At 72.2% G+C, this 11,405-nt stretch carries 12 protein-coding genes; 8 read left to right on the top strand and 4 right to left on the bottom strand.

Features of this window, described 5'->3' with window-relative positions; translation table 11 throughout:
• The 4 genes from ACIRPX_RS34825 to ACIRPX_RS34810 all read right to left on the bottom strand — a co-directional run.
• A partial coding sequence (locus ACIRPX_RS34825) for a hypothetical protein (protein ID WP_404202768.1) occupies positions 1-188 on the bottom strand: 188 nt, incomplete at its 3' end.
• A gap of 277 nt (positions 189-465) precedes the next feature.
• Positions 466-1,125, bottom strand: a complete 660-nt coding sequence (locus ACIRPX_RS34820) for a LuxR C-terminal-related transcriptional regulator (protein WP_404202774.1) — start codon at positions 1,123-1,125, stop codon at positions 466-468.
• 119 nt (positions 1,126-1,244) lie between these two features.
• Entirely contained in the window at positions 1,245-2,603 is a 1,359-nt protein-coding gene (locus ACIRPX_RS34815) for a sensor histidine kinase (RefSeq protein WP_404202766.1), read from the bottom strand.
• Between the two features lie 129 nt (positions 2,604-2,732).
• Positions 2,733-3,941, bottom strand: a complete 1,209-nt coding sequence (locus ACIRPX_RS34810; protein ID WP_404202764.1) for a sensor histidine kinase — start codon at positions 3,939-3,941, stop codon at positions 2,733-2,735.
• Between the two features lie 360 nt (positions 3,942-4,301).
• Between ACIRPX_RS34810 and ACIRPX_RS34805 the strand changes: the two genes are divergently transcribed.
• The 8 genes from ACIRPX_RS34805 to ACIRPX_RS34770 are packed head-to-tail and all read left to right on the top strand — an operon-like array spanning position 4,302 to position 11,404.
• On the top strand, positions 4,302-4,694 hold the full coding sequence (locus ACIRPX_RS34805) for an NADH-quinone oxidoreductase subunit A (RefSeq protein ID WP_404202762.1): 393 nt from the start codon (positions 4,302-4,304) through the stop codon (positions 4,692-4,694).
• Complete coding sequence (locus ACIRPX_RS34800) at positions 4,685-5,344, top strand: NADH-quinone oxidoreductase subunit B (protein ID WP_404202760.1); 660 nt, start codon at positions 4,685-4,687, stop codon at positions 5,342-5,344. Before ACIRPX_RS34805 ends, ACIRPX_RS34800 begins: the two co-directional genes overlap by 10 nt.
• Positions 5,341-6,843 (top strand): NADH-quinone oxidoreductase subunit C, encoded by a 1,503-nt coding sequence (locus ACIRPX_RS34795; RefSeq protein WP_404202758.1) that lies wholly within the window; start codon positions 5,341-5,343, stop codon positions 6,841-6,843. The genes ACIRPX_RS34800 and ACIRPX_RS34795 overlap by 4 nt, the downstream gene beginning before the upstream one ends.
• Positions 6,840-7,808, top strand: coding sequence for an NADH-quinone oxidoreductase subunit H (locus ACIRPX_RS34790; RefSeq protein WP_404202756.1), 969 nt, complete (start codon positions 6,840-6,842; stop codon positions 7,806-7,808). The genes ACIRPX_RS34795 and ACIRPX_RS34790 overlap by 4 nt, the downstream gene beginning before the upstream one ends.
• Positions 7,808-8,383 (top strand): NuoI/complex I 23 kDa subunit family protein, encoded by a 576-nt coding sequence (locus tag ACIRPX_RS34785; protein ID WP_404202754.1) that lies wholly within the window; start codon positions 7,808-7,810, stop codon positions 8,381-8,383. Before ACIRPX_RS34790 ends, ACIRPX_RS34785 begins: the two co-directional genes overlap by 1 nt.
• Positions 8,380-9,024 carry an NADH-quinone oxidoreductase subunit J gene (locus tag ACIRPX_RS34780; protein ID WP_404202752.1) on the top strand — a complete coding sequence of 215 codons (645 nt, stop codon included), beginning with the start codon at positions 8,380-8,382 and terminating at the stop codon, positions 9,022-9,024. The genes ACIRPX_RS34785 and ACIRPX_RS34780 overlap by 4 nt, the downstream gene beginning before the upstream one ends.
• Positions 9,024-9,413 (top strand): NADH-quinone oxidoreductase subunit NuoK, encoded by a 390-nt coding sequence (gene nuoK, locus ACIRPX_RS34775; RefSeq protein WP_404202750.1) that lies wholly within the window; start codon positions 9,024-9,026, stop codon positions 9,411-9,413. The genes ACIRPX_RS34780 and nuoK overlap by 1 nt, the downstream gene beginning before the upstream one ends.
• Positions 9,410-11,404, top strand: a complete 1,995-nt coding sequence (locus ACIRPX_RS34770; protein WP_404202748.1) for an NADH-quinone oxidoreductase subunit L — start codon at positions 9,410-9,412, stop codon at positions 11,402-11,404. Before nuoK ends, ACIRPX_RS34770 begins: the two co-directional genes overlap by 4 nt.
• Position 11,405: the final 1 nt, after the last annotated feature.

Raw genomic sequence — 11,405 nt, 5'->3', positions numbered from 1 at the left:
TTCCCGAACGACGCCGTCTCCGACGTGAACCGGTCCCCGGTCAGCTGCATCCCGTCCCCGGAATCCCCCGCGAAACGGATGATCACCCGGTCCAGCCTGCGTACGTCCTTCGTCCCGCCCGGCTCGTGCCGCTCGCCGGCGGCGGTTCCGTCTGCCTGCTCCGCTGTCCTGCTGACCTGGCTGGTCACTGAACTGGACCTCCCTCGAGGCGACTGTCCGGGACCGGCCTTCCCGTAGGCCCTCCCAGGATCAACCCTACGTCGCTTAGGGTCGCCTTCCCGTGGCCATTCGCATGACGGACACGAATATGAGACGTCGTGTCACCCCGAATTGTCATGTTTTCTCGCCCCCCGGCGCTGTCCTTGAAGACGCTCCCCGCATGTGTTCGGTTCTTGGGCTGGACGGAATCAGGACGGACGGCCGAGCGACGGGCGGACGGCCGTCTTCTGACCAAGTGTCAGCCCGTCACGAGTTCAGATAGGTGAGGACCGCGAGAACACGCCGGTGATCCCCGTCACTCTGGGAGAGCCCGAGCTTCAGGAAGATGTTGCTCACGTGCTTCTCGACGGCGCCGTCGCTGACCACGAGCCGGCGCGCGATGGCCGAATTGGTACGCCCCTCGGCCATCAGCCCCAGGACCTCCCGCTCCCGGGGCGTCAGCCCCGCCAGCACGTCCTGCTTACGGCTGCGTCCGAGCAGCTGCGCGACCACCTCCGGGTCCAGAGCGGTGCCCCCCTGGGCCACCCGCACCACCGCGTCCACGAACTCCCGGACCTCGGCCACACGGTCCTTCAGCAGGTACCCGACGCCATGACTCGAACCGGCCAGCAGTTCGGTGGCGTAACGCTCCTCCACGTACTGCGACAGCACCAGCACGCCGAGGCCGGGATGCGCCTTGCGCAGCTGCACCGCGGCCCGCACGCCCTCGTCCGTGTGCGTCGGCGGCATCCGCACGTCCGCGACCACGACGTCCGGCAGCTCGCCCTGCCCGTCCAACTCGGTGATGGTCTTGATCAGCGCGTCCCCGTCACCCACACCGGCGACGACGTCGTGCCCACGGTCGGTCAGCAGCCGGGTCAGCCCCTCCCTGAGCAGAACCGAATCCTCGGCGATGACCACCCGCACCCTGTCCTCCACGATGTCCGGCCCCCCAGCCCGATTCCGAATGCCAGTGGTCCAGCATTCCAGCATTCGGATCGGACCGCGCCGTACAGGGAAGGATCAGGCTCTTTTCAGCCGCGTGCTCACGCGAGCGACCGCTCCCCGCGCCAGGGCAGCTCCGCGGTGACCCGGGTCGGGCCGCCGGCCGGCGAATCCACCACCAGGATCCCGTCGACGGCGTCCAGGCGCTCCGCGAGCCCGCCCAGCCCCGAACCGCCGCCGGCGTCCGCGCCGCCCACCCCGTTGTCCATGACCTGCACCATCAGCCGGTTCTCCACCCGCCACACGTCCACGGCCGCCCAGGTGGCGCGGGCGTGCTTGCTGATGTTCTGCAGCAGCTCCGAGACCGTGAAGTAGGCGATGCCCTCGATGGCCGGCGCCGGCCGCTCGGCGAGGTCCACCTCCACCTGCACCGGCACGGTGCAGCGCGAGGCGACCGAGGACAGGGCGGCGTCGAGGCCGCGGTCGGTCAGGACGGCCGGGTGGATGCCCCGCGCCAGGTCCCGCAGCTCCTGGAGCGCCGTCTTCACCTCACCGTGCGCCTCGTCGACCATCCGCGCCGCCGCCTGGGGATCCTCCGTCAGCTTCTCCTTCGCCAGCCCCAGATCCATGGCCAGCGCCACCAGCCGGGCCTGCGCGCCGTCGTGCAGGTCCCGCTCGATCCGCCGCAGGTCCGCGGCCGCCGTGTCCACCACGACACCGCGGTCCGACTCCAGCTCCACCACCCGCGCCGACAGCTGCGACGGCCCGAGCAGCCCGTGCACCATCAGCCGGTCCACCGTCGTCAGCGCCCGCACGATCCACGGCGTGGCCAGCGTGAAGACCAGTCCCACCAGCGCGGTGACGGTGATCTCGAAGGGGTTGTCGAGGTAGATGCTGTGGGCCGAGTCCCCGTAGAGCTGGAGCCCGCCCTGGCCGCCGTACACGGGGAAGAGCCAGAACCACAGCGGATACGTCAGCAGGGCCCAGCCGTACGCCCAGAAGTTCACCGCGACGACGAACGAGAACACCGACCACGGGAACTGGAGCAGCGCGTAGAGCAGCGTCCGCCAGGACGTTCCGCTCTTCAGCACGGCGCCCATCCAGGCCATCACGCCGGACTTCTTCATCCGCAGCGGCTCGGGGTCGGCCATCTCCAGGCCCAGCAGTGCGCGCGCCCGGGTCCGCTCCAGCGCCGCGACGCCGCGGCAGCCGGCCAGCCCCGCCGCCAGCACCGGGACGCCGAGGAACGTCACCAGCAGACCGGCGCCGAGCGAGACCATCGTGACCGCGTAGACGAAGAGCGCGATGCCGATCGGCAGGCTGAGCAGCACATACGCGAACTCGCGCCAGCTGCGCGCCTCGAACGGCGCCCGCAGACCGGCGGGCAGCCGGCGCCGCTCGCCGCGGCCGTACCCGTCGTCGTACCCGTGCCCGTAGCCCTGTCCGTACTGCGTGGCCATCGGCGTCGTCCGTTCTACTCGTCGTCCTGCCCATCCCTGCGGCTGTCCCGCCGTACCTCCACGGTCCTCCGCCGCACGTCCGCGATCCATGGAGTCCGTCGGCCTCTTGGGAGGGGGGTTTTCCCCACCTCACCGCTCGCCGGGGCGCCCTTCGCCGGGCGCGCGGTCGCGCCAGGGCAGCTCCGCCGTGACGACGGTCGGCCCGCCCTGCGGCGAGTCGATGACGAACAGCCCGTCGACGGCGCCCAGCCGGTCGGCGAGCCCCTGCATCCCCGTACCCGCGTCGAGGCGCGCGCCGCCGCGGCCGTCGTCCTCCACCTGGATCAGCAGCCGGTCCGTCGCCCGCCACACCTCGACCGACGCGGTCCTCGCCCCGCTGTGCTTGCTGACGTTCTGCAGCAGCTCGGAGACGGTGAAGTAGGCGATGCCCTCGATGGCCGCGGCGGGCCGTTCGGCGAGGTCGACCGTCACCTTCACGGGGACGGTGCAGCGCGAGGCGACCGAGGACAGGGCGGCGTCGAGGCCGCGGTCGGTCAGGACGGCCGGGTGGATGCCCCGCGCGAGATCCCGCAGTTCCTGGAGGGCGAGCTTCACCTCGCCGTGCGCCTCCGCGACCATCTCCGCCGCCGAGTCGGGGTCCTCCAGCAGCTTCTCCTTCGCCAGGCCGAGCCCCATCGCCAGATTGACCAGACGGGCCTGCGCCCCGTCGTGCAGATCGCGCTCGATGCGCCGCAGATCGGCGTTGGCGGTGTCGACCACGACGCCCCGGTCCGACTCCAGCTCGGCGATCCGCCGCTCCAGCTCGTCGGAGGGCGACAGCAGCCCGCGCACCATCGCCCGGTCGGCGTTGGTCAGCCCGCGCGCCACGAACGGCAGCACCGGCCAGAGCACGAACAGCGAGGTCAGCGTGATGGCGAAGGTGAGGACGCCCCACGGCAGCCGGATGAAGTCGTACAGCACCGTCCGCCAGCCCACCGGGTCCTTCAGCTGCATCCACAGCCGGGGGAGGAAGCCGGTGCCGCGTCCGGGCAGCGGGCTCGGCTCGTCGACGTGCAGCCCGAGCAGCCTTCTGGCCCGTGCCCGCTCCATCCGGCCCAGCACCCGCGAGCCCGCCAGCCCGGCCGCGAGCAGCGGGAAGCCGATCACGGTCACGGTCAGCCAGAAGCCGGTGAACAGCACCGTCACGACGTAGACGAACCCGATCAGTGCCACCGGGAGGTTCGCGAGGAGGTGTGCGATCTCCTTCCAGGTCTGCCGGTCGTAGGCGAAACGGGGAGGCGGCAGACGGTCGCCGTCACCTTCCGGAGCCCCCATCGGGCGCGAGAGTCGTTCGGTCATATGGGCTAGCGTGCCGCGCGCCGCGCGCCCGCGCCATGAGGTCGGCAGGCGTCGTCCCCTGGGGAAAACCCCACCCTGGCATTCCGCCCGGCATCCCGCCCGGCATCTCTCCGGGAATCCCACCCCGGCATCCCGCCCGGTATCCCTCCAGGAATCCCGCCCGGCAGCCCGCCCGGAATCGGGCCAGGCACCGGCCCCGGCGACCGGCCCGGCGTCTCAAGCGCATCTCAAGGCGTGACGGGCTGCTTACCGTCCCTTTATCAGGGCCTAGACTCCCGTGCGTACAGATCGTCGGACAGCAGTGTTCATCAGGGCCGCAGGTCACAGGGGCGTGCCGAGCCAGGAAGCGAGGAGACGGACGTGCGGGAATCGACCGTCGTCGCGGCGGACTACTTCCAGTCGTACTCCGTCGTAGGACTGCTCGCCCTCGTCGGCGTGCTCTTCGTCGCGGTCGCCTTCGGGGCCGGCCGCCTGCTGCGGCCCGTGGTGCCCACGCCCGAGAAGCTGCTGACGTACGAGTGCGGAGTCGACCCCGTCGGCGAGGGCTGGGCCCACACCCAGGTCCGCTACTACGTCTACGCCTTCCTGTACGTCATCTTCGCGGTCGACTCGATCTTCCTCTTCCCCTGGGCGACGGTCTTCGCCGCCCCCGGCTACGGTGCGACGACGCTGGTCGAGATGTTCATCTTCCTCGGCTTCCTGACCGTGGGCCTGCTGTACGCATACAAGAAGGGCGTTCTGGCATGGATGTGACGACGCCAGACACCGGCGGGCAGCCGGCGCAGCCGGTACCGTCCGCGGAGCCGGTCCTGTCCCCGGAGCCTGTTCCGCTGCCGGAGCCGAAGCGGCTGGGCGCGCTGGCCCGTCTCGCGCCGGAGCCGATGAAGGTGGTCCTGAACTGGGGCCGCCGCTACTCCCTCTGGGTCTTCAACTTCGGCCTCGCCTGCTGCGCGATCGAGTTCATCGCCGCGTCGATGGCCCGCCACGACTTCATCCGGCTCGGCGTCATCCCCTTCGCGCCGGGTCCGCGCCAGGCCGACCTGATGGTCGTCTCCGGCACGGTGACCGACAAGATGGCGCCCGCGGTGAAGCGGCTGTACGAGCAGATGCCCGAACCGAAGTACGTCATCTCCTTCGGCGCGTGCAGCAACTGCGGCGGCCCCTACTGGGACTCCTACTCCGTCACCAAGGGCGTCGACCAGATCATCCCGGTCGACGTCTACGTCCCCGGCTGCCCGCCGCGCCCCGAGGCCCTGCTCCAGGGAATCCTCAAGCTCCAGGAGAAGATCGCCCGGGAGTCGCTGGACGAGCGGTACGGCACCGCCCGCCCGTCCGCCGCGGCCCTGCAGAGCGACCTGGTCAGGCCGCCGGCCGCCGAGTCCCCGTCCGGGGAGGGCCGATGAGCACGGTCGGCTGGCTGCCCGCACCCGCCGACGAACTCTTCGGTACGGAGGCGACGGCCGAGGAGGCGTACGAGGTCCTGACGGTCGACGTCCCGCCGGCGTCCTGGCTCGCCGCGCTGGAGGTGGCGCGCGACCGGCTGAACTGCACCTACTTCGACTGGCTGAGCGCGGTCGACGAACCCGGCACGGGTTTCCGCGTCTCGGCCCACGTGGTCTCCCTGGGGCCGGTGCGCCGGCTGCTGGTGCGCACCACGGTCGCGCACGAGGCGCCGTCGCTGCCCTCCGCCGTCGGCGTCTACGCGGGCGCCGCCTGGCACGAACGCGAGACCCACGAGATGTTCGGCGTCGTCTTCGAGGGCCACCCGGCCCTGGACCACCTGCTGCTGCCGGAGACCTTCGAAGGCCACCCCCTGCGCAAGGACTTCGTCCTCGCCGCCCGCGTCGCCAAGGCCTGGCCGGGGGCCAAGGAACCCGGCGAGTCCGACCACGGCGGCCCCAAGCGGCGCCAGATGCTTCCCCCGGGCGTCCCCGACCCCAACGAATGGGGGCCCCTGAAGGGCCAGCTCCCCGCCGCCCCGGCCCGCCCGGCCCGAGGCGCAGGCCGCACGCCGGGCCGCGCGGCGGGCGAACGCCCGGTCCGGCGCGCGCGCACGGCGGCGGAGGGCTCCGCAAGCCAGACGACGCAGAGCTCCACCGGTCCGGCGGGGACTCCGGCGAGTCCGGACACTCCCGCGAGTCCGGACACTTCCGCGGCTGGTGCTGGTGCTGGTGCTGGTGCGGGTGCGGGTGCGGCCCGGCGCGCGCGTACGGCGGGGGAGGGATCGGCTGGTCAGCGAGCGGCCGGGGCGTCCACCGGCGGTGGCGCGGCGGGCGGCCCCCGGCGTGCCCGCACGGCCGGCGAAGGGTCGGCAAGCCAGAGGCAGTCCGGGGAGACGGGGGAGGCCGAGCAGGCCGAGCGGACCGGGGAGGCCGAGCGGACCGGAGAGGTCGGTCAGGCCAGGCCGAGCGGTTCGGCCGAGACCGAGAAGTCCGGGCCGTCCGGGGAGGCCGGGGAGTCCAGGCCGTCCGGGGTATCCAGGGCGTCCGCGGAGGCCGGGGCGTCCGGGGAGGCCGGGGCGTCCGGGGAGGCCAAGGGATCCGTTGAGCCCCGGGAGGCCGAGGTCGCGTCCGGCAAGGAGTCGCCGTCGCGGACCGCCGGGGATCCGTCACCGCAGGCCGCCCCCCACACCCGTCCCCCGCAACGCGGTTCGGACGCCCCCTGGCACCACGCCCGCCCCGCGTTCGACGAACCGGCCGCCGGTGACGCTGAGCCCGCTGCGGAGCCGTCCTCCTCCGCGGGGCCGCCGTCGTCCGCGGAGCCGGTCTCCTCGCAGGAGCCGCCCTCCTCGCAGGACGACGAGGCGCCCGCGAAGGAGACCCGCTCCGCTCCCCAGGACCGAACCGCCAACCCCGAGGACCCGCCCACGAACCCCGAGGATCCCGCAGGAGGCCCGCAGTGACCGACGCCCTGGACGTCACCCTGCGACTCCTGATCGTCTTCGTCGTCTTCCTCACCTTCCCCCTGATCGTCGGGCAGACCGAGCACAAGGTGATGGCCCACATGCAGGGCCGCCTCGGCCCGATGTACGCCGGCGGCTTCCACGGCTGGGCCCAACTCGTCGCCGACGGCGTGAAGTTCGCCCAGAAGGAAGACATCGTCCCGGCGGGCGCGGACCGCCGCGTCTTCCAGCTCGCCCCCGCCGTCGCCCTGCTGCCGTACCTCGTCGTCCTCCTCGCCATCCCCATCGGCCCGGGCGAGGGCGCGGTCGGCCAGGTCCTCGACGCCGGCATCTTCTTCGTCCTCGCGGTGATGGGCGTCGGCGTCCTCGGCTCGCTCATGGCCGGTTGGGCCTCCGCCAACAAGTTCTCCCTCCTCGGCGGCCTGCGCACCGCCGCCCAGCTCCTCGCCTACGAACTCCCGATGCTCCTCGCCGCCGCCTCCGTGGCCATGGCGGCGGGAACCGTCTCCCTCCCGGGCATCCTCGACGCCTTCGAGTGGTGGTGGCTGCCCTGGCAGATCGTCGGCGCGGTCGTCTTCTTCGTCGCCGGACTCGCCGAACTCCAGCGCCCGCCCTTCGACATGCCCGTCGCCGACTCGGAGATCATCTTCGGCGCGTACACCGAGTACACCGGCCTGCGCTTCGCCCTGTTCCTGCTCGCCGAGTACGCCGGGATCATCGTCCTGTGCGGCCTGACCACGGTCCTCTTCCTCGGCGGCTGGCACGGCCCCTGGGGCGCCGACGGCCTCGGCTGGGTCTGGACCCTGCTGAAGACCGCCGTCCTCGCCTTCCTCGTGATCTGGCTCCGCGTCACCTACCCCCGCCTGCGCGAGGACCAGCTCCAGAAGCTCTCCTGGATCCTCCTCGTCCCCCTCTCCCTCGCCCAGATCGCCCTCACCGGCATCGTCAAGGTGGTGATCTCCTGATGGCTGAGCCACTGCCTGCCACGCGGTCCCGTATCCCCGGCTCCGGCCTGGCCAAGGGCCTCGCCGTCACCCTGCGCACGATGACGCGCAAGTCCGTCACCGAGCAGTACCCGGACGTCCAGCCCGACCTGCCGCCCCGCACCCGCGGTGTCATCGGCCTGTTCGAGGAGAACTGCACGGTCTGCATGCTGTGCGCCCGTGAGTGCCCCGACTGGTGCATCTACATCGACTCCCACAAGGAGACGGTCCCGGCGGCGACCCCCGGCGGCCGTGAACGCAGCCGCAACGTCCTCGACCGCTTCGCCATCGACTTCGCCCTGTGCATGTACTGCGGCATCTGCATCGAGGTCTGTCCTTTCGACGCCCTGTTCTGGTCCCCGGAGTTCGAGTACGCCGAGACCGACATCCACGAGCTCACCCACGAACGCGACAAGCTCCGCGAGTGGATGTGGACCGTCCCCGCCCCGCCGGCGCTGGACCCCGGCGCGGAGGAACCGAAGGAGATCGCCGCCGCCCGCAAGACCGCCGAGAAGCTGGCGGCCGCCCAGGCGGAACCGCAGGAAGGAGAGTCGTGAGCCCCGCCGCAGCCGCCATCGCGGCCCACGCCACGACCACGGCCGCCGACGCCCGCGGCTTCCTCTCCCCGAGCGGCGTCGAGATCGCCTTCCTCCTCGTCGGCCTGGTCACCTTCGGCGCGGCCCTGGTCACCGTCACCACCCGGCAGCTGGTCCACGCCGCCCTGTGGCTGGTGGTCACCCTCGGCGGCCTCGCCGTCGAATACCTCCTGCTCACCGCCGAGTTCATCGCCTGGGTACAGGTCCTCATCTACGTCGGCTCCGTCGTCGTCCTCCTCCTGTTCGGCCTGATGCTCACCAGGGCCCCCATCGGCCGCTCCCCGGACGCCGACTCCGGCAACCGCTGGGCCGCCCTCACCGTCGCGGTCGCCGCGGCCGCCGCCCTGGTCTGGGTCGTCGTCGACGCATTCCGTACCACCTGGATGGACCTGGACGGCCCGGCCGCCGGCTCCACCGCCGTCACCGGCGCGAGCCTCTTCCAGAACTGGGTCCTGCCCTTCGAGGCCCTCTCTGTCCTCCTCCTCGCCGCCCTGGTCGGCGCGATCGTCCTGTCCCGCAAGGCCAAGGCGGACGAGGCGTCCGGTGCCGCGAACACCCCGGCCGTGCCGGGCGGCCGGAGCGAGAAGGAAGGTGCCCGCTGATGCACCTCGCCTATCCCGCCGTACTCTCCGCCCTCCTGTTCTGCACCGGCCTCTACGGCGTCCTCGCCCGCCGCAACGCGATCCTGGTCCTGATGTCCGTCGAGCTGATGCTCAACGCCGTCAACCTCAACCTCGTCGCCTTCGACGTCTGGCTCAGCAAGGCCGCCCGGGACACGCTGCACTCCGGCCAGGCCCTGACCCTGTTCACCATCGCCATCGCCGCCGCCGAGATCGGCATCGGCCTGGCGATCGTCCTCGCCGTCTACCGCAACCGCGGCACCTCCGACATCGACAAGCTCCGCGACAGCGCCGAGGGGCACGAGAGCGGCGGCCCCGACGGCGACGCTCCGGCGGCGGATCAGACCGGGAAGGCTGAGGCCACCGCGTGACCACGACCACCCTCGCCGTCCTCGTCCCGCTGCTGCCGTTCCTGGGCGCCGCGGCCGGCCTGCTCCTGGGGCGCACGGCCCCCGGCTTCGTGCGCCCGCTCGCCGTGCTGCCGACCCTCGCCGCCTTCGTGGCGGCCGTGCTGGTCGCCGTGCGCCAGGGCGGCGGCCAGGCGATCGACGCCCACACCGAACTCACGCCCACCGGCTCGGTCCCGATCGAACTCGCCCTGCACATCGACGGCTTCGCCGCCCTCGTCGCCGTGCTGGTCGGCGTCGTCGCCTCCTGCGTGCAGATCTACTCGACGGGCTACCTGCGCGACGACCCGCGCTACCCCTCGTACGCCGCTCTCGTCTCCCTCTTCACCTCCGCGATGCTGCTCGTCGTCTACTCCGGCGACCTGATCGTGCTGCTGGTCGGCTGGGAGATCATGGGCATCTGCTCGTACTTCCTGGTCGGCCACTACTGGGAGACCCCGGAGGCCCGCGCCGCCTCCATCAAGGCCTTCCTGGTGACCAAGCTCGGTGACGTCCCCTTCCTCATCGGCCTGTTCGCCCTCGCCACCCAGGCCGGTTCCTTCCGCATCACCACGATCCTCGGCACCGTCGCACACGGCGGACTCGACCACCCGACGGTCATCGCGCTGCTGCTCCTGGCCGGCGTGGCGGGCAAGTCGGCGCAGTTCCCGCTGCACACCTGGCTCCCCGACGCGATGGCGGGCCCGACGCCCGTCTCCGCGCTGATCCACGCCGCGACCATGGTCGCGGCCGGTGTCTACTTCGTCGCCCGTCTCCTCCCGGTCTTCGAGTCCTCCTCGGCCGCGATGGTCGTCCTGGCCGTGATGGCCGCGGTCACGATGCTCGGCTCGGGTCTCGCCGCGCTAGCCCAGGACGACATCAAGCGCGTCCTCGCCTACTCGACGATCGGCCAGCTCGGCTACATGACCGGCGCCCTCGCCGTCGGCGACCGCTCCGCCGCCGTCTTCCACCTCCTGTCCCACGGTGCCTTCAAGGCGCTGCTGTTCCTCGCGGCCGGGGTGATCATCCATGCCGCCGGCACCAACTCGCTGGCCGCCATGTCCCGTATGAGCAACCTGCGCGACCGCGTCCCCGACGCCTTCTGGACGATGACCGTGGCGCTGCTGGCACTCGCCGCGATCCCGCCCTTCAGCGGCTTCTTCTCCAAGGAGTCCGTCCTCGGCGCCGCCGAGCACGCCGCCACCGCCCACACCGCGCACATCCCCGGCGCCGCCGGCTGGATCACCCTCCTCGCCGGTCTGGTCACGGCCGCGCTCACCGCCGCGTACGCGATGCGCCTGTGGCTGCTCGCCTTCCGCGGCCGGGGTGCCGAGGCTCCCGACCACGGCCGCGAGCCGCTCACCATGACCCTGGTGCTGTGGGTGCTCGCCGTCCCGTCGCTCGCCTTCGGCGGGTTCGCCTACCGCTCGCTGCCCGACTGGTTCGACGGCCGTGACCTCGCCCCGACCCTCACCACCTCCGTCCTCGGCACGGGTCTGGCCCTGGTCGGCGGCATCGTCACCTACGCCGCCTGGCGGCACAGCACGGCACTCGCGGCCCGCGTCCCGCTGGGTGCGGTCGCGGCGCACCCGGAGGGTGACGCCGCACTCGTCGAGGCGGAGGCCATCGCCACCCACGCACCCGCGTACGGTGACATCGCCTCCGCGCCCGACCCGGCGGACCCCGGGCTGCTGCTGCTCGGCCCGCTGCACCGGCCGGCGGCCGCCGGCTTCCACCTGGACGCCGTGTACGCGGCCCTGTTCGTCCGCCCGGTCCAGGCCGGAGCGAGTCTCGTCCGGTTCCTGGACCGCGAGGTCGTCGAGACCTACGTACGCGGTGCGGGTGTCCTACCCCGCCTCCTGGGTGCCGCCGTGCGGCGCGCCCAGACCGGCAACGTGCAGACCTATGTGAGCGCGCTGCTCGCCGGCACCGTCGTCCTCGCGGTCGCCGTCGTCCTCGTCGCCACGGGAGCGTGAG

It is taken from the genome of Streptomyces sp. NPDC101225, from assembly GCF_044767585.1.
In the GTDB taxonomy this organism is placed as follows: Bacteria; Actinomycetota; Actinomycetes; order Streptomycetales; family Streptomycetaceae; genus Streptomyces.
The sequence above is the reverse complement of the archived record's forward strand: the minus strand, read 5'-3'. Positions and strand labels throughout refer to the sequence as shown.